The sequence below is a fragment of the Streptomyces sp. NPDC102258 genome (genome assembly GCF_055584685.1).
Genome location: NZ_JBVJLO010000029.1, coordinates 30,412 through 52,892 on the forward strand (window position 1 = coordinate 30,412; position 22,481 = coordinate 52,892).

Annotated in this window: 1 protein-coding gene; it reads right to left on the reverse strand. The window is 75.8% G+C overall.

All coding sequences use genetic code 11. The features are described 5' to 3' along the window. Positions 1-40 precede the first annotated feature (40 nt). Positions 41-22,468, reverse strand: a complete 22,428-nt coding sequence (locus ACZ6ZT_RS32375) for an SDR family NAD(P)-dependent oxidoreductase (RefSeq protein WP_469723845.1) — start codon at positions 22,466-22,468, stop codon at positions 41-43. Positions 22,469-22,481: the final 13 nt, after the last annotated feature.

Below are 22,481 nucleotides of genomic sequence, written 5' to 3' on the forward strand. Positions count from 1 at the left end.
AAGTCAGAGTGGTGGGAAGGGGCGGGGTGGAGCTGCCGCGTCATGAGATGCCGAACTCCTTGCCGATGAAGTCGAAGAGGTCGTCGTCGGTGGCGCTCTCCAGCGCCTCGGCGACCTGGGCGCCTTCGGCGTCGGCGGCCGAGGCCGCCGCTTCGTCTCCGGCCTCGTTCCAGGCCGCGAGGAGCGCCTGGAGGCGCTCGGTGACGCGGTCGCGGCCGGCGGGATCGGGCGTGGAGGTGACGAGCGTCCGCTCCAGCCGTTCGAGTTCGGCGAGCAGCGGCGGCACGGCGGCCGCGCCGTCCTGCCAGAGTTCGCCGCGCAGGTATTCCACCAGCGCCGTCGGCGTCGGGTAGTCGAAGACGAGGGTGGCGGGCAGCCGCACGCCGGTCGCGGCGCCGAGTCGGTTGCGCAGTTCGACGGCGGTCAGCGAGTCGAAGCCGACCTCGCTGAACGACCGTGCCGGGTCGACCGCTTCGGGTCCGGCGAAGCCGAGGACTCCGGCGACGTACGCGCAGACCAGCTCCAGCAGGGCTTCGTCCCGCGCGGCCGGCGTGAGCGCGGAGAGGCGCTCGCGCAGCTGCGCTCCGCCGTCCGCGCCGGGGGCGGTGGCGCCGCCCGCGGCCCGGCGGGCGGGCGTACGGACGAGGCCCGACAGCAGGGGCGGGAGCATTCCGGTGCCGGCCTGGGCACGCAGCGCGGCCAGGTCCAGCTTGACCGGCACCAGCAGCGACTGCCCGGCCGCCGACGCGGAGTCGAACAGGGCCACGCCCTCGGCGGCGGTCAGCGCGTTCACGCCGCCCCGGCCCAGGCGCGCGGTCTCCTCGGCGTCCAGGGCGGCGCCCATGCCGCCCGCCTCGGCCCACAGGCCCCAGGCCAGCGAGGTGGCGGCCAGGCCCTGGGCCCGGCGGTGGGCGGCCAGGGCATCGAGGAACACGTTGCCCGCCGCGTAGTTGGCCTGACCCGCGCCACCGAACACACCGGCGGCCGAGGAGAACAGGACGAACGCGGACAGGTCGAGCCCGGCCGTCAGCTCGTGCAGGTTCCAGGCCGCGTCCACCTTCGGACGCAGCACGGCCGACAGCCGCTCGGGGGTCAGGGAGCCGACGATGCCGTCGTCCAGGACACCGGCCGTGTGGACGACCGCCCTCAGCGGGTGTTCGGCGGGCACGGCGGCCAGTACGGCCGCCAGCGCGTCCCGGTCGGCCACATCGCACGCCGCCCACGTCACCTCGGCCCCCAGACCGGCCAGCTCCGCCGACAGCTCGGCGGCACCGGCGGCCGCCTCACCGCGACGGCTGACCAGCAGCAGGTTCCGTACACCGTGCTCGGCGACCAGGTGCCGAGCGAACAGGCCGCCCAGCGAACCGCTCGCGCCCGTCACCAGGACCGTCCCCTCGGCGTCCCACTCCGGCGCGGGGCCGTCGGCGTTCGCGCGGGCCAGCCTCGGCACCAGCACCGACCCGCCGCGTACGGCCACCTCGGACTCGCCCGAGGCCAGGACTCCGGGCAGGGCCCGGTAGGAGGCGTCGGTCCCGTCCGTGTCGGCCAGCACGATGCGGCCCGGGTTCTCCGACTGCGCGGAGCGCAGCAGACCCCACACCGGAGCGTGGACCAGGTCCGTGACGTCCTCGCCCGGAGCGGCGGCCACCGCACCCCGGGTCAGGACCAGCAGGCGCGAGTCCGCGAAGCGGTCCTCGGCCAGCCACTCCTGGAGCAGCGCGAGCACCCGCCCGGTCTCGGCGTGCACCGCCCCCGCCACGTCCCCCGGGCCGGTCTGCGCGGTGAGCGGTACGCAGACCAGCGCCGCCGGGGCCGCGAGGTCCGCGAGCCCGTCGTGGGCCTGGTAGCGCACGCCCACCGCGTCGAGGCCGGGGTGGCCGTCGGCGAGCAGGGCCCAGGGCCGCTGTTCGGCCGCGGGTACCGGGGTCTGCGGGAGCGCCGCCCAGTCGACCTGGAACAGGGACTGCGGGCGTCCGCCGCGGGCCGCGCCGATCTGCTCGGGCGAGACGGCCCGCAGTGCGAGCGACTCGACCGAGGCGACCGGTGCGCCCGACGGGTCGGCGAGCGCCAGCGACACCGCGTCCCGGCCGGCCGGGGCCAGCCGGACCCGGACGGCGGAGGCGCCGGCCGCGTGCAGCCGTACTCCGGTCCAGGCGAAGGGCAGGCGCCCCTGGCCGGTGTTCTCCACGAGGGAACCGAGTCCGGCCGCGTGCAGGGTGGCGTCGAGGAGGGCCGGGTGCAGGCCGAACTGGTCGGCCGCGGCGGCGGTGTCCTCGTCGAGGCCCACCTCGGCGTACACGGCGTCGCCGTGGAGCCAGGCCGCGCGCAGGCCCTGGAAGGCGGGGCCGTAGTCGAACCCGGCGGCGGCGAGGCCGTCGTACAGGCCGTCGAGGTCCACCGGTTCGGCTCCGGCCGGGGGCCAGGCCGTGAGGTCGGCCGCCGGGGCCGGGGTGTCGCCGGTGGTGAGGACGCCGGTGGCGTGCCGGGTCCACGGCTCGTTGGCGGGGCTGTCCTCGTCACGGGAGTACAGGGACAGGGCGCGCCGGCCGGTCGTGTCGCCGGCGGCGACGGAGAGCCGCAGCTGGACGCCGCCGCGCTCGGGGAGGACGAGCGGCGCTTCCAGGGTCAGTTCCTCCAGGACGTCGCAGCCGACCTGGTCACCGGCGCGGACGGCCAGTTCCACGAAGGCCGTGCCGGGCAGCAGGACGGAGCCCAGGACGGCGTGGTCCGCGAGCCACGCGTGGGAGGCGGTCGACAGCCGGCCGGTGAAGAGGTACCCGTCGGAGTCGGGCAGTTCGACGGCCGCGCCGAGCAGCGGGTGGTCGGTGGTGCCGAGGCCGAAGCCGGCGGCGTCACCGGGGGCGTACCCGCCCGTGGCCGAGTCGAGCCAGTACCAGTCGCGCTGGAAGGCGTACGTGGGCAGTTCGGTGGCGCGGGCGCCGGTCGGGGCGAAGTAGGCCTCCCAGTCCACGGCCGCGCCGCGGGCGTGGGCGGCGGCGAGGGCGGTGTGCAGCGTCTCGGCCTCGGGGCGGCCGGAGCGCAGGGCGGGCGCGAAGCGGGCCGTGCCGTCCTGGGTCAGGCAGTCCTGGGCGAGGGCGGACAGGACGCCGTCGGGGCCGAGTTCGAGGTACGTGGTCACCCCGGCGGCTTCGAGGGCGCGGATCCCGTCGAGGAAGCGGACGGCTTCGCGGACGTGGCGGACCCAGAAGTCCGCCGAGCCCATCTCGTCGGTGACGGGGGCGCCCGTCAGGTTCGAGACGACCGGGATGCGGGGGGTGGCGTACGTCAGGCTCTCGGTGACCTTGCGGAAGTCGGCGAGCATGCCCTCCATGTGCAGGGAGTGGAAGGCGTGGCTGACGGTGAGGCGCTTGGACTTGCGGTCCGGGAAGGCCGTCACGATCGCGGTCGCCGCGTCCTCGTCGCCCGCGATCACGACCGCCTGCGGGCCGTTGACCGCGGCGATGCTCACGCGCTCCGTCAGCAGCGGCAGGACCTCGTCCTCCGCCGCCTGGAGCGCGATCATCACGCCGCCGGTGGGCAGCGCCTGCATCAGGCGGCCCCGGGCGGCCACGAGCGTGCACGCGTCGTCCAGGGTCAGCACCCCGGCGACGTGCGCGGCGGTGATCTCGCCGATGGAGTGACCGGCCAGGAAGTCGGGCTTCACGCCCCAGGACTCGACCAGCCGGAAGAGGGCGACCTCGACCGCGAACAGTGCGGGCTGGGTGTACTCGGTACGGTCCAGCAGCTCCGCGTCCGCCCCGAACAGGGCTTCCTTGAGCGGCAGTTCCAGTCGGTCGCACACCGCGTCCAGCGCGGCGGCGAACACCGGCTGGGTCTCGTACAGTTCGCGCCCCATGCCGAGGCGCTGGCTGCCCTGCCCGGTGAACAGGAAGGCCAGCTTCCCGGCCCCGGCGGCGCCCACGGCGCCGGTCGTGACGCCGGCCGCGGAGACGTCACCGTCCTCCAGCGCGGCCAGGGAGCGCAGCAGTTCCTCCCGCTCCCCCGCCACGAGCACCGCCCGGTGGTCGAAGGCGGCGCGGCGGGTGGCCAGCGAGTAGGCCACGTCCAACGCCCCGGCCTCGGGCGTCTCCTCCAGGTGGGAGCGCAGGCGGGCTGCCTGGGCGCGCAGCGCGTCCACCGACTTCGCGGACAGGACGTACGGCAGCACGGGGGCCGCGTCCGGCCCGGCGGCGGGGGCCGCCGCCTTCTCGGCCGGGGCCTGTTCGATGATCGTGTGCGCGTTGGTGCCGCTGATGCCGAACGAGGACACGCCGGCCCGGCGCGGGCGGCCGGTCTCGGGCCACGGCTCGGACTCGGTCAGCAGGGTGACGGCGCCGTCCTCCCAGTCCACGTGCGGGGTGGGCTCGTCCACGTGCAGGGTCTTGGGCAGGACCCCGTGCCGCATCGCCATGATCATCTTGATCACTCCGGCGACACCGGCCGCGGCCTGCGTGTGACCCATGTTCGACTTGATCGAGCCCAGTCGCAGCGGCTCGTCCGCCGCGCGCTCCCGGCCGTACGTGGCCAGCAGGGCCTGTGCCTCGATCGGGTCGCCGAGCGTCGTGCCCGTGCCGTGCGCCTCGACCACGTCGATCTGGTCGCTGGTCAGCCCGCCGGACGCGAGGGCCTGGCGGATGACGCGCTGCTGCGAGGGGCCGTTCGGGGCGGTCAGGCCGTTGGAGGCACCGTCCTGGTTGATCGCCGAGCCGCGGACCAGCGCGAGCACCGGGTGTCCGAGGCGGCGGGCGTCGGAGAGCCGCTCCACGAGCAGCATGCCCGCTCCCTCGGCCCAGCTGGTGCCGTCGGCCGCGGCGGCGAAGGACTTGATGCGGCCGTCGGCGGCGAGACCGCGCTGGCGGCTGAACTCGGTGAAGGTGCCCGGCGTCGACATGACGGTGACACCGCCGGCCAGCGCCATCGTGCACTCGCCGTTGCGCAGGGCCTGGATCGCCCAGTGCAGGGCGACGAGGGAGGACGAGCAGGCCGTGTCGACGGTGACCGCCGGGCCCTCCAGACCGAAGGCGTACGAGACGCGGCCCGAGGCGATGCTGCCGGAGTTGCCGGTGCCGAGGTAGCCCTCGACGCCGTCGGGCACGGAGGTGATGCGGGTGGCGTAGTCGTGGTACATGATGCCCGCGAACACGCCGGTGCGGCTGCCCCGCATCGACGCCGGGTCGATGCCGGCCCGCTCGAAGGCCTCCCACGAGGTCTCCAGCAGCAGCCGCTGCTGCGGGTCCATCGCCACGGCCTCGCGCGGCGAGATCCCGAAGAACGCCGGGTCGAAGCGGCCCGCGTCGTGCAGGAAGCCGCCCGAGCGGGTGTAGCTGGTCCCCTTGCCGTCCGGGTCCGGGTCGTACAGCGACTCCAGGTCCCAGCCGCGGCCCTGCGGGAACTCCGAGATGGCGTCGATGCCGCCGAGCACCAGGCGCCACAGGTCCTCGGGGCTTTCGACCCCTCCGGGGTAACGGCAGCTCATGCCGACGATCGCGATCGGGTCGTCCTGGAAGGAGGCGCCGACGGTGACCGGCAGGGCGGGAGCGGCGTCGGCCTGTTCGCCGTCCCCGGTCAGCGCCAGGACCTCGGTGCGCAGGTACGCGGCGAGGGCGTTCGGCGTCGGGTAGTCGAAGACGAGCGTGGCGGGCAGCCGTTCGCCGGTGGCGGCGCCGAGGCGGTTGCGGAGTTCGACGGAGGTCAGGGAGTCGAAGCCCAGCTCCTTGAACGCCCGGTCGGCCGAGACCTGGTCGATCGAGGCATGACCGAGTACGGCGGCCACCTCGGTGCGGACCATGTCCAGCAGCGCCGGCTCGCGCTCGGCGGCGGACAGCGCCGCGAGCCGGTCGCGCAGGGCGGATCCGTCGGCCGTGGCGCCGTGTCCGCCCGCCACCCGGCGGGCCGGTACGCGGACCAGGCCGCGCAGCAGGTCGGGGACCTGGCCGGTACGAGCCTGGGCGCGCAGGGCGGCGAGGTCGAGCGGGACGGGCACGAGCAGCGGTTCGGTCGTACGGCGGGCCGCGTCGAAGAGGGCGAGGCCCGTCTCCGGCGACAGGACGCCGATGCCGCCGCGGTTGATGCGTTCGCGGTCGCCGTCGGCGAGGTCGCCGCCCATGCCGCCGACGCCGGTCCACAGGCTCCACGCCAGGGAGGTGGCGGCGAGGCCCTGGGCCCGGCGGTGGGCGGCCAGGGCGTCGAGGAAGGTGTTGGCGGCCGCGTAGTTGGCCTGGCCCGCGCCACCGAAGACACCGGCGGCGGAGGAGAACAGGACGAACGCGGACAGGTCCAGTCCGGCCGTCAGCTCGTGCAGGTTCCAGGCGGCATCCACCTTCGGACGCAGCACGGCCGACAGCCGCTCGGTGGTGAGGGAGCCGACGATGCCGTCGTCCAGGACACCGGCCGTGTGCACGACTGCCGTGAGCGGGTGTTCGGCGGGGACGGCGGCCAGTACGGCGGCGAGTGCGTCCCGGTCGGCCACGTCACAGGCCGCCCACGTCACCTCGGCGCCCAAGGCGCCCAGCTCAGCGGCCAGTTCACCGGCGCCGTCCGCCGCGTCACCGCGCCGGCTGACCAGCAGCAGGTTCCGTACGCCGTGCTCGGTGACCAGGTGCCGGGCGAACAGAGCGCCCAGCGAACCGCTCGCACCGGTGATCAGGACCGTGCCCTCGGCGTCCCACTCGGGCGCGGAGCCTTCGGGGAGGGCGCGGGCCAGTCGCGGGACCAGCAGCGCGCCCTCGCGTACCGCCACCTCGGACTCGCCCGAGGCGAGGGCGGCCGACAGTGCCTGCTCGATGTCAGTGGCGGCGTCCACGTCCACGTCCACCAGGACGATGCGCCCCGGGTTCTCGGACTGCGCCGAGCGCACCAGGCCCCGTACCGGGGCATGGACCAGGTCCGGCACACCCTCGCCCGGTACGGCCTCCACGGCCCCCCGGGTCAGGAACACCAGGCGGGAGTCCGCCGGCTGCTCGGCCGTCTGCCATTCCTGGAGCAGGCCGAGTACCCGCCCGGTCGCGGCGTGTACGGCGGCGGCGGCATGGGCGGCGGCCTCGCCGTCCGGCCCACTCGGCTCCAGGCAGGACACCACCGTCGCGGCGGCGGTCCCGTCACCCTCGCCCCACATTGCCCAGTCCGCGACGGAGCCGGCCGGCGCGGCCGTCCGCGTCCATTCCACCCGGAACAGGGCGTCACGGGTCGCGTCGGGGGCCGTGGTCATCAGCTGGTCGCGGCTCACGCCCCGCAGGGCCAGGCCGGCGACGGAGGCCACCGGGGCTCCGGCGGCGTCGGCGATGACGAGGGCCACCTCGCCGTTGCGGGCGGTGGTCAGGCGGACGCGCAGCTCGGTGGCGCCGACCGCGTGCAGGGAGACACCGGACCAGGAGAACGGAAGGCGTCCTTCGCCGCCGCCCGCCTCGGTCCCGCGCAGTCCGAGCGCGTGCAGCGCCGCGTCGAGGAGCGCGGGGTGCAGCCCGAAGCGGGCGGCCTCCTCCGCGGCTTCCTGCGGGAGCGCGACCTCGGCGTAGACGGCGCCGTCGTGGCGCCAGGCGGCCCGCAGGCCCTGGAAGACGGGCCCGTAGCCGAAGCCGGAGTCCGCGAGGCCCTCGTACAGGCCCTCCACCGGAACGCTCTCCGCTCCGGCGGGCGGCCACTCGGCGAGACCCTGCGGGGCCGGTTCGGCCCCGACCGCGAGCACACCGACGGCGTGCCGCGTCCACGGCGCGTCCGGGTCCACTCCCTCGGGGCGCGAGTGGAGGGCGAGGTTACGGCGCCGGCCCGACGGGTCGGCGGCCCCGACGGCGAGCCGCAGCTGTACGCCGCCCAGCTCGGGCAGGACCAGGGGGGCTTCGAGGGTGAGCTCGTCGACGAGGTCGCAGCCGACGTGCTCACCGGCGCGGAGCGCCAGCTCGACGAAGGCCGTACCGGGCAGGAGGGCCGCGCCCGCGACCCGGTGGTCCCCGAGCCAGGGGTGGGTGGTCAGCGAGAGGCGGCCGGTGAAGAGGTGGCCGTCGGAGTCGGGCAGCTGGACCTCGGCGCCGAGCAGCGGGTGGTCGGCGGTGCCGATCCCGGCCGCCGTGACGTCGCCGTCCGCGCGGCCGGCGTCGAGCCAGTAGACGGCGCGCTGGAAGGCGTACGTCGGCAGGTCGGCGCGCGGGGCGCCGAGCGGGGCGTAGAACGCCGGCCAGTCGACGGTGGTGCCGCGCACGGAGGCGGTGGAGAGCGCCGAGAGCAGCGATTCGGCCTCGTCGCGGCCGGAACGGAGGGCGGGGGCGAAGGCGGCGGTGCCGGTGTCGTCGGCCAGGCAGGCCTGGGCCATCGCCGACAGGACACCGTCGGGGCCGAGTTCGAGGTACGTGCTCACCCCGGCCGCCTCCAGGGCGCGGACGCCGTCGAGGAAACGGACGGCCTCGCGGACGTGGCGGACCCAGAAGTCCGCCTCGCCCATCTCGTCGGAGACGAGGGCGCCGGTCAGGTTGGAGACGACCGGGATGCGCGGGGCGGCGAAGGACAGTCCCTCCACCACCTGCCGGAAGTCGTCCAGCATGCCGTCCATGTGCGGCGAATGGAACGCGTGCGAGACGGACAGGCGCTTGGACTTGCGGTCCGGGAGGGCCGCCACGATCGCGGTCGCCGCGTCCTCGTCACCGGCGATGACCACCGACCGAGGACCGTTGACGGCGGCGATGCTCACCCGGTCCGTCAGCAGCGGCAGGACCTCCTCCTCGGAGGCCTCCAGCGCGACCATCACGCCACCGGAGGGCAGCGCCTGCATCAGCCGGCCACGGGCCGCCACCAGGGTGCACGCGTCCTCCAGAGAGAACACACCCGCCACGTGGGCGGCGGCGATCTCGCCGATCGAGTGGCCTGACAGGAAGTCCGGCTCCACCCCCCACGACTCGACCAGCCGGAACAGGGCGACTTCGAGGGCGAACAGCGCCGGCTGGGTGTACTCCGTACGGTCCAGCAGCTCCGCGTCCGACCCGAACAGCACCTCGCGCAGCGGCAGTTCCAGCCGCTCGCACACCGCGTCCAGTGCCTGCGCGAACACCGGGAAGGCGTCGTACAGCTCACGCCCCATCCCGAGGCGCTGGCTGCCCTGCCCGGTGAAGAGGAAGGCGAGCTTCCCGGCCATCGCCGCCGAGCCCGTGGTCAGGCCCGCCGCAGCGCGTCCCTCCGCGAGGGCCGTCAGCGCGGCGCGGAAGCCGTCCCGGTCCACCGCGACGATGCCGGCGCGGTGCTCGAAGACGGCCCGGGTGGTCACCAAGGCGTTGCCGATGGCGGCGGGTTCGGCGTCCGGGTGGGTGTCCAGGTGGGCCAGGAGCCGCTCGCCCTGGGCGCGCAGCGCCTCGGGGGTGCGGCCGCTCAGGTGCCACGGGAGGGCGGTGCGGGGGGCAGCCGGAGTGGCGGGCGGGCCGGCCGGTGCCTCGGCCTCGGGGAGTTCGACGATGGCGTGCGCGTTGGTGCCGCTCATGCCGAAGGAGGAGACGCCCGCGCGGCGCGGACGGTCCGTCGCCGGCCAGGGGCGCTGCTCGGTGAGCAGCGAGACGGCGCCCGCCGACCAGTCGACGTGCGGGGACGGCTCGTCCACGTGCAGGGTCCTGGGCAGGACGCCGTGGCGCATGGCCTGGACCATCTTGATGATGCCGGCGACGCCGGCGGCGGCCTGCGTGTGGCCGAAGTTGGACTTGATGGAGCCCAGCCACAGCGGCTGGTCCTCGGGCCGGTCCTGGCCGTAGGTGGCGAGCAGGGCCTGGGCCTCGATGGGGTCACCGAGCCGGGTGCCGGTGCCGTGCGCCTCGACCGCGTCGACGTCGGCCGCGGTGAGGCCGGAGTTGGCGAGGGCCTGGCGGATGACGCGCTGCTGGGCGGGGCCGTTGGGGGCGGTCAGGCCGTTGCTGGCACCGTCCTGGTTGACGGCGGTGCCGCGGACGACGGCGAGGACCTGGTGGCCGTTGCGGCGGGCGTCGGAGAGCCGCTCGACCAGCAGCATGCCGATGCCCTCGCCCCACGCGGTGCCGTCGGCGGCGGCGGCGAAGGGCTTGCAGCGGCCGTCGGCGGCGAGGCCGCGCTGGCGGCTGAACTCGGTGAAGACGTCGGGCGTGGTGATGATCGTGACGCCGCCGGCCAGGGCGAGGGTGCATTCGCCCGCGCGCAGGGCCTGGGCCGCGAGGTGCAGGGCGACCAGCGAGGAGGAGCAGGCGGTGTCCACCGTGACCGCCGGTCCCTCGAAACCGAAGGTGTAGGAGACGCGGCCGGAGGCGATGCTGCTGGAGCCGCCGGTGCCGAGGTAGCCCTCGACGCCTTCGGGGACGGTGTTCAGGCGGGAGACGTAGTCGTTGTGCATCTGGCCGACGAAGACGCCGACCTGCCGGCCGCGCAGGCCGGTCGGGTCGATCCCGGCCCGCTCGAACGCCTCCCAGGAGGTTTCCAGCAGCAGGCGCTGCTGCGGGTCCATGGCGAGGGCCTCGCGGGGGTTGATCCCGAAGAAGGACGGGTCGAAGTGGTGGGCGTCGTAGACGAAGCCGCCTTCGCGGGCGTACGAGGTGCCGGGGCTGTCCGGGTCGGGGTCGTAGAGCGCCTCGGTGTCCCAGCCGCGGTCGGCGGGGAGGTCGGCGATCCCGTCGCGGCCTTCGGCCAGCAGCTCCCACAGGTCCTCGGGGCTGCGGACGCCGCCCGGGAAGCGGCAGCTCATGGCGACGATGGCGATGGGGTCGTCGTCCTCGGCGGCGGCCGACCGGCTCGGCAGGATGGCGGCCGCGGCTTCGGAGCCGAGGAGTTCGTCCTTGAGGTAGCCGGCGAGGACGGTCGGGGTCGGGTAGTCGAAGACGAGGGTGGCGGGCAGCCGGACGCCGGCGGTGGCGCCGAGGCGGTTGCGGAACTCGACGGCGGTCAGCGAGTCGAAGCCGAGGTCCTTGAAGGCGCGGCCCGGCTCGACGGCGTCCGGGGTGGCGTGGCCGAGGACGGCCGCCACCTGGTCGCGTACGAGGTCGAGGAGGAGCGCGTCGCGTTCCTGCTCGGGAAGCCGTACGAGCCGTTCCACGAGGGGGGTTCCGGTGCGCGCGGCGGTGCCCTCGACGGCCCGGCGGGCGGGGGCGCGCACGAGGCCGCGCAGCAGGGCGGGGACCATGCTCGCGTCGGCCTGGCGCAGCGGCGCGAGGTCGAGCTGCATGGGGACGAGGTGGGCGTCACCGGTGCGGTGGGCGGTGTCGAGGAGGGCGAGGCCCTCCTCGGAGGAGAGGCCGAGGACGCCGGAGCGCGTCATGCGGTCCTTGTCGGCGGTGTCCAGCTCGCCGGTCATGCCGCTGGCTTCGGCCCACAGGCCCCAGGCGAGGGAGGTGGCGGGCAGGCCCTGGGCCTGGCGGTGGCGGGCGAGGGCGTCGAGGAAGACGTTCGCGGCGGCGTAGTTGGCCTGGCCGGCGCCGCCGAAGGTGCCGGCGGCGGAGGAGAAGAGGACGAAGTCGGCCAGGTCGAGCCGACGGGTGAGTTCGTGCAGGTGGAGGGCGGCGTCGGCCTTGGGCCGCAGGACGCGGTCGAGCCGCTCGGGGGTGAGGGCCTCGGCGATGCCGTCGTCGAGGACGCCGGCGGTGTGGACGACGGCGGTCAGCGGGTGCCCGGCCGGTACGGAGGCCAGCAGCGCGGCGAGCGCCTCGCGGTCGGCGGCGTCGCAGGCGGCGACGGTGACCTCGGCGCCCAGGGCGCGCAGGTCGGCGGCGAGTTCGGCGGCGCCGGCGGCCTTCTCGCCGCGGCGGCTGGTCAGGATCAGGTGGCGGGCGCCCCGGGCGGTGACGGCGTGCCGGGCGACGAGTGCGCCGAGGGTGCCGGTGCCGCCGGTGATGAGGACGGTGCCCTCGGGGTTCCACTCGGCCGGGATGGTCAGCACGATCTTGCCGGTGTGCCGGGCCTGGCTGAGGTAGCGGAACGCCTCGGGCGCCTGGCGCAGGTCCCAGGCGGAGACCGGGATGGGGCTGAGGGCGCCGGACTCGAAGAGGCCGAGCAGTTCGGTGAGCATCTCCTGGATGCGGTCGAGGCCCGCCTCGGTGAGGTCGAAGGCCTGGTAGGAGACGCCGGGGTGGGCCTCGGCGACGTCCCGCGGGTCGCGGACGTCGGTCTTGCCCATCTCCACGAAGCGGCCGCCGCGCGGCAGGAGGCGCAGCGAGGCGTCGACGAACTCGCGGGCGAGCGAGTCCAGGACCACGTCGACGCCGCGGCCGTCGGTGGCCGTGCGGAAGGTGTCCTCGAAGTCGAGGGTGCGGGAGGAGGCGATCCGGTCGTCGGTCAGGCCGAGTCCGCGCAGGGTGTCCCACTTGGCGGGGCTGGCGGTGGCGTAGACCTCGGCGCCCCGGTGGCGGGCGAGCTGGACGGCGGCCATGCCGACGCCGCCGGCGGCGGCGTGCACGAGGAGGGTCTCGCCCTCGCGCAGGCCGGCGAGGTCGTGCAGGGCGTAGTGGGCCGTCATGAAGACGATCGGTACGGCGGCGGCCTCGGCGAAGGTCCATCCGCCGGGCATCGGGGCGATCATGCGGCGGTCCACGACGGCCAGCGGGCCGAACGCGCCGGGCAGCATGCCCATGACGCGGTCGCCGGGGGCGAGGTCGGTGACGCCGGGGCCGGTCTCGACGACGGTGCCGGCGCCTTCGCTGCCCATCAGGCCGGGGTCGCCCGGGTACATGCCGAGGGCGTTGAGCACGTCGCGGAAGTTGAGGCCGGCGGCCCGTACGGCGACCCGGACCTGGCCCGGCTCCAGGGGTGCCTCGGACTCGGGGCTCGGGAGGAGGGTGAGGTGGTCGAGGGTGCCCTTGTCCTCGATGTCCATGCGCCAGGCGGCGCCGTCGGCGGGCGGGGTCAGCGGGGTGGTGGCGGGGACCCGGGCGAGGCGGGGGGCGTGGACGGTGCCGCGGCGGACCGCGAACTGCGGCTCGCCGGTGGCGAGGGCGGCGGTGAGGACGGCGGGGGTGGTGTCGGCGTCGAGGTCGGCCAGGACGAAGCGGTCGGGGTTCTCCGACTGGGCGGAGCGGACCAGGCCCCAGACGGGGGCGTGGACCGGGTCGGCGAGGTCCCGGTCGCCCTGGGTGGCGACGGCGCCCCGGGTGACGAAGACCAGGCGGGAGTCGGCGAACCGGTCGGCGGCGGCGAGCCAGTCCTGGACCAGGGCGAGGGCCCGGTGGGTGGCGGCGCGGACGGCGTCCGGGGTGAGCGGGCCCGCCGCGGCCGGGGCGGGGACCAGGACGTAGGCGGGGGCCGGGGCGCCCGCGTCGAGGGCGGCGGCGAGGGCCGCGAGGTCGGCGTGGACCGGGCCGGCCGGAACGGCGCCGCCGGTGACGGTGTCGGTGCCGATGACCGCCCAGGTGCCCGGGGTCTCTTCCGTGAGCGAGGACGGCAGCGGCAGGGTGGCCCAGTCGACGCGGAACAGCGACTCGTGGTGGACCGTGCGCGGGGCGCCGGCGAGCCGGTCGGCGGAGACGGGCCGCACGATCAGCCGCTCGACGACGGCGACGGGCGCACCGGAGGTGTCGGCCAGCTGGAGGGAGAGGGTGTCGGCGCCGTCGGTGGTGAGGCGGACGCGCAGCGCGGACGCGCCGACGGCGTGCAGGTGGACGCCGCGCCAGGAAAACGGCAGTCCGGCCGGGCGCTCGCCGTCGCCGGACGGCTGGACGAAGGTGGCGTGCAGGGCGGCGTCCAGCAGGGCCGGGTGCAGGCCGAAGCGGGTGGCCTCCGTCTGGAGTTCCTCGGGCAGGGCCACCTCGGCGTAGACGTCCTCGCCGAGGGTCCAGGCGGCGCGCAGCCCCTGGAAGACCGGCCCGTAGGCGAAGCCGCCCTGGCCGAGGTGCTCGTACAGCCCCTCCACGGTGACGGCCTCGGCGCCGGGCGGGGGCCAGGCGGTGAGGTCGAAGGCCGGGCGCGGGGCGCCGGAGGCGAGGACGCCCGCGGCGTGCCGGGTCCACGGCTCGTCGTCGGCGGCGTCCGGGTCGCCGGAGTACAGGTCGAGGGTGCGGCGGCCGTCCCGGTCGGGGGCGCCGACGACGATCTGGAGGCGTACGGCGGTGTGCGGGGCCAGGATCAGGGGGGCTTCGAGGGTGAGTTCCTCCAGGACGTCGCAGCCGGCCTGGTCGCCGGCCCGGATGGCGAGTTCCACGAAGGCGGTGCCGGGCAGCAGGACGGTGCCCATGACGGCGTGGTCCGCCAGCCAGGGGTGGGTGTCGAGGGAGAGCCGGCCGGTGAAGAGGAAGCCCTCGCCGTCGGCGAGCGGTACGGCGGCGCCGAGCAGCGGGTGGTGGGCGGCGCCCAGACCCGCCGATTCGACGTCCCCGATAAATCCGGCGGGCGCTTCGAGCCAGAACCGGCGCCGCTGGAAGGCGTACGTGGGCAGGGCGGTGCGGCAGGCACCGGTCGCGGTGAAGTAGGCGGTCCAGTCGAGCGGGACGGCCCGGGTGTGGAGGGCGGCGACGGCGGCGACCAGCGCCTCGGCCTCGCCGCGGTCGCGGCGCAGGGCCGGGACGAACACGGCGTCGGTGCCCGCCCCGGCGTCGGCCAGGCAGGCGCCGCCGAGGCCGGACAGGACGCCCTGCGGGCCGAGTTCGAGGTAGGTGGTGACGCGTTCGGCGTCCAGGGTGCGGATGCCGTCGAGGAAGCGGACGGCTTCGCGGACGTGGGCGACCCAGTGCTCGGGGGTGCGCAGCTCCTCGCCCGCGAGGGCGCCGGTGAGGAGGGTGACCACGGGCAGGGTGGGCGCGTGGTAGGTGAGGGAGGCGGCGACGCCGTGGAAGGCGTCGAGCATGCCGTCCATCAGCGGGGAGTGGAAGGCGTGGCTGACGGTGAGCCGCTTGGCGCGCCGGCCGCGGCGCTCGAACTCCGCGGCGATCTCCAGCGCCAGGCTCTCCTCGCCGGAGATGACGACGGCGTCGGCGGAGTTCACGGCGGCGAGGCCGATCCGGTCCTCGTGGCCGGACAGCAGCGGCCGTACCTCGTCCTCGGTGGCGCTCAGCGCGATCATCGCGCCGCCGGCCGGCAGTTCCTCCATGAGGCGCCCGCGCGCGGCGACCAGGGCCGCCGCGTCGGGCAGGGTGAGGATGCCCGCGACGTGCGCGGCGGTGATCTCGCCGATGGAGTGGCCGGCGACGAAGTCGGGCTGTACTCCCCACGATTCGACCAGGCGGTAGAGCGCGGTCTCCAGGGCGAACAGGGCGGGCTGGGTGGTGCCCGTCCGGTTCAGGCGGTCGCCGTCCTCGGCGAACAGCGCCTCCTTGAGGGGATGTTCGAGGTGTGGGTCGAGCGCGGCGCAGACCTCGTCGAGGGCGGCGGCGAAGACCGGGTGGGCGGCGTACAGTTCGCGGCCCATGCCCGGGCGCTGGCTGCCCTGGCCCGTGAAGAGGACGGCGAGCCGGCCGTCGCCGGTCTCGTGCCGGACGAGCCGGGCACTCTCTCCGCCGTCGGCGAGGGCGGCGAGCCCGGTGAGCAGCTCGTCCCGGTCGGCCGCGATGACGGCGGCCCGGCGGTCCAGGGCGGTGCGGGTGGTGGCCAGGGAGAACGCCACGTCGGCGGGGGCGGCGTCGGGGTGCGCGGCGAGGTGGCCGGCCAGGCGGGCGGCCTGGGCGCGCAGTGCGTCGGGGGTGCGGCCGGAGAGGACGAACGGGAGCGGGGCCGTGGTGGGGGCCGGGGCCGGTGCGGTGTCCTCTTCCAGCGGCGGCTGCTCGATGATGACGTGCGCGTTGGTGCCGCTGACGCCGAAGGAGGAGATGCCGGCGCGGCGGGGACGGTCCGTCTCGGGCCAGGCGGCGGCCTCGGTCAGCAGTTCGACGGCGCCCGCGGTCCAGTCGATGTGCGGGGACGGCTCCCCGATGTGCAGGGAGGCGGGCAGGACGCCGTGGCGCATCGCCTGGACCATCTTGATGATGCCCGCGGCGCCGGCCGCGGCCTGGGTGTGGCCGATGTTGGACTTGATGGAGCCCAGGCGCAGCGGCCGGTCCCCGGGCCGGTCCTGGCCGTACGTGGCGAGGAGCGCCTGGGCTTCGATGGGGTCGCCGAGGGTGGTGCCGGTGCCGTGGGCCTCGACGGCGTCGACGTCGGCGGGGGTCAGGCCGGCGTGGGCGAGGGCTTCGCGGATGACGCGCTGCTGGGAGGGGCCGTTGGGGGCCGTGAGGCCGTTGGAGGCGCCGTCCTGGTTGACGGCGGTGCCGCGGACGACGGCGAGGACGGGGTGGCCGTTGCGGCGGGCGTCGGAGAGGCGTTCGACGAGGATCATGCCGGCGCCCTCGGCCCAGCCGGTGCCGTCGGCGTCGGCGGAGAAGGACTTGCAGCGGCCGTCGGTGGACAGGCCGCGCTGGCGGCTGAAGTCGATGAAGGTGTCCGGGGTGGACATGACGGTGACGCCGCCGGCGAGCGCCATGTCGCACTCGCCGCTGCGCAGCGCCTGGGCGGCCAGGTGCAGGGCGACGAGCGAGGAGGAGCAGGCCGTGTCGATGGTGACGGCCGGGCCCTCCAGGCCGAAGGTGTAGGAGATGCGGCCGGAGGCGACGCTGCCGGCGGTGCCGGTGCCGAGGTAGCCCTCCAGGCCCTCGGGGACGGCGGGTAGGCGGGTCAGGTAGTCGTGGTACATGACACCGGCGAAGACGCCGGTGCGGCTGCCGCGCAGCGAGGAGGGGTCGAGGCCGGCCCGTTCGAAGGCCTCCCACGAGGTCTCCAGCAGGAGCCGCTGGTGCGGGTCCATGGCGAGGGCCTCGCGCGGGTTGATGCCGAAGAGGTCCGGGTCGAAGTCGGCGGCGTCGTGCAGGAAGCCGCCGGTGCGGGTGTACGAGGTGCCGGCGCGGCCGGGGTCGGCGTCGTAGAGCCCGTCGAGGTTCCAGCCGCGGTCGGTGGGGAAGGGGGTGATCGCGTCGACGGAGCCGGCGACGAGCTGCCACAGCTCCTCGGGGGTGGTGACCCCGCCCGGGTAGCGGCAGGCCATGGCGACGATGGCGATGGGCTCGTCGGCGACGGCGGGGCCGGTGGCGGCGGCGCGTGCGGCGGGGGCGGCCAGGTCGCCGAGGAGTTCGGTGCGCAGGAACGCGGCGAGGGCGTTCGGGGTGGGGTAGTCGAAGACCAGGGTGGCGGGCAGCCGGACGCCGGTGGCGGAGCCGAGGCGGTTGCGCAGTTCGACGGCGGTGAGCGAGTCGAAGCCGAGTTCCTTGAAGGCGCGGCCGGGGTCGACGGCGTCCGGGCCGGGGAAGCCGAGGACGGCGGCGACCTGGACGCGGACGGTGGCCAGCAGGAGCCGGTCGCGTTCGGTGGCGGTCAGCGGCAGCAGTCGCTCGGTGAGGCCGTCGGCGGGGGCGGCGCTCCGCTCGGCGGCGGTGCGGCGGGCGGCGGGCCGGACCAGGCCGCGCAGCAGCGCCGGGACCATGCTCGCGTCGGCCTGGCGCAGGGCGGCCAGGTCGAGGTGCATGGGGACGGCGGTGGCTTCGCCGCAGGCGCGGGCGGTGTCCATGAGGGCGAGGCCCTCGGTGGAGGAGAGGGCGGCGACGCCGGCGCGTGAGATGCGCTCCAGGTCGGCGTCGGCGAGCTCGCCGGTCATGCCGCTGCGTTCGGCCCACAGGCCCCAGGCGAGCGCGGTGGCGGGGAGGCCTTCGGCGCGGCGGCGGTGGGCGAGGGCGTCGAGGAAGACGTTGGCGGCGGCGTAGTTGGCCTGGCCGGCCGCGCCGAGGGTGCCGGCGGCGGCGGAGAACAGGACGAACGCCGCGAGGTCGAGGTCCTTCGTCAGTTCGTGGAGGTGAACGGCGGCGTCGACCTTGGCGGGCAGGACGTGGTCGACGCGTTCGGCGGTGAGCGCTTCGAGGATGCCGTCGTCGAGGACGCCGGCGGTGTGGACGACGGCGGTCAGCGGGTGCCGGGCCGGTACGGAGGCCAGCAGCGCGGCCAGCGCCTCGCGGTCGGCGGCGTCGCAGGCGGCGAGGGTCACCTCGGCGCCCAGGGCGCGCAGGTCGGCCAGCAGCTCGGCGGCGCCGGCGGCGGCCTCGCCGCGGCGGCTGGTCAGCAGCAGGCGGCGCACACCGTGCGCGGTGACGAGGTGGCGGGCGACGAGCCCGCCGAGGGTGCCGGTGGCGCCGGTGACCAGGGCGGTGCCCTCGGTGTCGAGCGGGCGGCCCTCGTGGTCCTCGGCGGCGGGCAGGACGGGCATCCGGCCGAGGCGGGGGACGACGGCGCGGCCCTCGCGCAGGGCGAGTTGCGGCTCGCCGGTGGCGAGGGCGGCGGGCAGGGCGCGCGGGGTCTCCTCGCGCTCGTCCAGGTCGATCAGGACGAACCGGTCGGGGTGTTCGTTCTGCGCGGAGCGCAGCAGGCCCCACAGCGGGGCGTGCGCCAGGTCGGACACGTCGGATCCGGGGCCGGTGGCGACGGCGCCCCGGGTGACGAACACCAGCCGGGAGGCGGCGAAGCGGTCGTCGGCCAGCCAGTCCTGCGCCAGGCCGAGGGCGTGATGGAGGGCTTCGGCGACGGCGCCGGGCAGGGCGGCGTCGACAGGGGTCCGGGAGGGTCCCGCGGTGGCGGGCAGCGGGACGACGACGGCCTGCGGCACGGGGCCGCCGGCGTCGATCGCGGCCGCGAGAGCGGCGAGCCCGGTGTGGGCGGCGGCCGTGGGCAGCACGGCGGTGAAGCGCGGGTCGATCCCCTGCCCGGCGCCGAGCAGGGCCCACTGGCCGGGGGTGACGGTGGTCGCGGCCGGCAGGGTCAGGGGGGTCCACTCGACGCGGAACAGGGCGTCGTGGAAGGCGGTGCGGGAGGCCCGTACCTGGTCGGGGGTGACGGGACGCAGCAGCAGCGCCCCGACGGTGGCGACGGGCGCGCCGGTCTCGTCGGCCAGGTCGACGCGGACGGTGTCCCGGCCGGCGGGGGCGAGGCGGACGCGCAGGGCGCGGGCGCCGACGGCGTGCAGGGCGACGCCGCTCCAGGAGAACGGCAATCGGCCGTGTTCGGTGTCCTCCAGCAGGGAGCCCATGCCGACGGCGTGCAGGGCGGCGTCGAGGAGGGCCGGGTGCAGGCCGAAGAGGGCCGCTTCGGCGTGCCCCTGTTCGGGCAGGCGGACCTCGGCGAAGACCTCGTCGGCGCGCTGCCAGGCGGCGGTCAGGCCCTGGAAGAGGGGTCCGTAGGCGAAGCCGGAGGCGGTGAGGTGCGCGTAGAGGCCGTCGACGGGCAGGGCGGTGGCGTCCTGCGGGGGCCAGACGGCGAGGTCGGCGCCGGTGCCTGCGGTGTCCCGCGCGGCGGGGGCGAGGAAGCCGGTGGCGTGCCGGGTCCAGGCGCCTTCGCCCCAGGTGTCGTCGGCGGCGTCCTCGGGCCGGGAGTGCAGGGTCAGGGAGCGCCGTCCGTCGGCGTCGGCGGCGCCGACGGCGAGCTGGATCTGGATGCCGCCGTGCGGGGGCAGGGCCAGGGGCGCCTGGAGGGTGAGCTCGTCGAGGAGTTCACAGCCGGCGTGCTCGCCGGCCCGCAGGGCGAGTTCCACGAAGGCCGTGCCGGGCAGCAGCACGGTGTCCATGACGGTGTGGTCGGCGAGCCAGGGGTGGGTGGCCAGGGAGAGCCGGCCGGTGAAGAGGAAGCCGTCGCCGTCGGCCAGGGTGATGGCCGCGCCGAGCAGCGGGTGGTCGGCGGAGCCGATGCCGGCGGCGGTGACGTCGCCGGCCCAGGCGGTGGGCGGCTCGGGCCAGTACAGCCGGCGCTGGAAGGCGTACGTGGGCAGCTCGACGCGGCTGCCGCCGCGCCCGGCGAAGACGGCGGACCAGTCCACCGCGACGCCGTGGACGTGGGCGCGGGCGACGGCGGCGGCGAACGCGGCGGGCTCGGGGCGGTCGGCGCGCAGGGCGGGAACGAAGACGAGGCCCTCGGGGGCGTCCTCGCCGTCCTGGCCGCTCAGGCAGTCCTGGGCGAGGGCGGTGAGCACCCCGCCGGGGCCGACCTCGATGAAGGTGGTGACGCCGAGGGCGGCGAGGCCGCGTACGCCGTCGTGGAAGCGGACGGCCTCGCGGACGTGGCGGACCCAGTAGTCGGCGGTGCAGATCTCCTCGGCGGTGACGGAGGCGCCGGTGAGGTTGGAGACGATCGGGATGACGGGCGGCGCGTAGGCGACGGCTTCGGCGGCCTCGCGGAAGGCGTCGAGCATGCCGTCCATGAGCGGCGAGTGGAAGGCGTGGCTGACGGTGAGCCGCTTGACGCGGCGGCCGCGGGCGCGCAGGGTCTCGGCGAGTTCCGTGGCGGCGTCCTCGTCGCCGGAGACGACCACGGAGCGGGGCCCGTTGACGGCGGCCAGGGAAACCCGGGAGGTGAGGAGGGGGGTGACCTCGTCCTCGGTGGCCTCCACGGCGATCATGGCGCCGCCCGCGGGCAGGGCCTGCATCAGGCGGCCGCGGGCGGCGACGAGGGCGGCCGCGTCGGGGAGGGTCAGGACGCCGGCGACATGGGCGGCGGCGAGTTCGCCGATGGAGTGCCCGATGAGGAAGTCGGCGCTCACGCCCCACTGTTCGAGCTGCCGGTAGAGGGCGACCTCGACGGCGAACAGGGCGGCCTGGGTGTGGGCGGTGGCATCGATCAGGGCGGCCTCGGGGCTGCCCTCGGCGGCGAACAGGACCTCGTAGAGGGGCCGTTCGAGGTGCGGGTCCAGGGCGTCGCGGACCGCGTCGAGGGCACGGGCGAAGCCGGGGTGGGTGGCGTACAGCTCGCGGGCCATGCCGGGGCGCTGGCTGCCCTGACCGGTGAAGAGGAAGGCGGTGTTGCCCTCGCCGACGGCGCCGACGAGCGCGGTCGCGGGCTGCTCGCCGGCCGCGAGCGCGTCGAGGTCGGCGAGGAGCCGGTCGCGGTCGGTGGCGAAGAGGACGGCCCGGCGGTCCAGCGCGGAGCGGCCGGTGGCGAGGGAGAGGCCGAGGTCGGTGATGGAGGCGGCGTCGGCGGCGAGTGCGGGGTGGGCGCGCAGGTGGGCGGCGAGCCGGGCCGCCTGGGCGCGCAGGCCCTCGTCGCCGTGGCCCGAGACGAGCAGCGGGACGGGGCCGGTCGCCGCGTCCGCGCCGCCGGGCCCGTCCTCCTCGGCCGGTGCCTCGACGGGCGGGGCCTGCTCGATGACGGTGTGGGCGTTGGTGCCGCTGACGCCGAAGGAGGAGACGCCGGCGCGGCGCGGCTGACCGGTCTCGGGCCACGGGACGGCCCGGTCGAGCAGGGCGACGGCGCCGGTGTTCCAGTCGACGGCGCCGGACGGCCGGTCGATGTGCAGGGACTCGGGCAGGACGCCGTGGCGGATCGCCTCGACCATCTTGATGATGCCCGCGACACCGGCGGCGGCCTGGGTGTGGCCGATGTTCGACTTGATGGAGCCCAGCCACAGCGGCCGGCCGTCGGGCCGGTTCTGGCCGTAGGTGGCCAGGATGGCCTGGGCCTCGATGGGGTCGCCGAGGGTGGTGCCGGTGCCGTGCGCCTCCACCACGTCGACCTGCGCCGGGGTGAGCCCGGCGTTGGTCAGGGCCTGGCGGATGACGCGCTGCTGGGCCGGACCGTTGGGGGCGGTCAGACCGTTGGAGGCGCCGTCCTGGTTGATCGCGGAGCCCCGCACCAGGGCGAGGACGGGGTGGCCGTTGCGGCGGGCGTCGGAGAGCTTCTCCACGAGGAGCATGCCGACGCCCTCGCCCCAGCCGGTGCCGTCGGCGCCGTCGGCGAAGGGCTTGCACCGCCCGTCCGGGGCGAGCCCGCGCTGCCGGCTGAACTGCACGAAGGCGCGCGGGCTGGACATGACGGTGACACCGCCCGCCAGGGCGAGGGAGCACTCGCCGCCGCGCAGCGCCTGCACCGCGAGGTGCAGGGCCACGAGCGAGGCAGAGCAGGCGGTGTCGACGGTGACGGCGGGGCCTTCGAGACCGAAGGTGTAGGAGAGCCGGCCGGAGACGACGCTGGCGGCGTTCCCGGTGAGGAGGTACTGCTCGACGCCCTGGGGGACCCCGTCGCGCAGCAGGTCGGGGTAGTCCTGGCCGTTGGTGCCGATGAACACGCCGGCCTTGCTGCCCCGCAGGGTCGCCGGGTCGATGCCGGCGCGTTCGAAGGTCTCCCAGGAGGTCTCCAGCAGCAGGCGCTGCTGCGGGTCCATGCCGAGGGTCTCGCGCGGGCTGATCCCGAAGAAACCGGCGTCGAACTCGCCGACGCCGTCGAGGAATCCGCCCTCGCGGGTGTACGAGGTGCCCCGTTGGTCGGGGTCGGCGTCGTACAGGGACTCGATGTCCCAGCCGCGGTCGGTCGGGAAGTCGGTGACGGCGTCCCGGCCGCCCGCGACCAGCTCCCACAGGTCCTCCGGCGACTGGATGCCGCCGGGGAACCTGCAGGCCATGCCGACGATCGCGATCGGCTCCGGCTCCCGGTCCTCGACCTCGCGCAGGCGCTGCCGCGTCTGGTGCAGATCGGCCGTCACCCGCTTCAGGTAGCCGATGATCTTGTCTTGATCCGCTGCCTGCTGCGCCATTGGAACCTCACCCATGCTCGTCACAAACCCTTGTGCT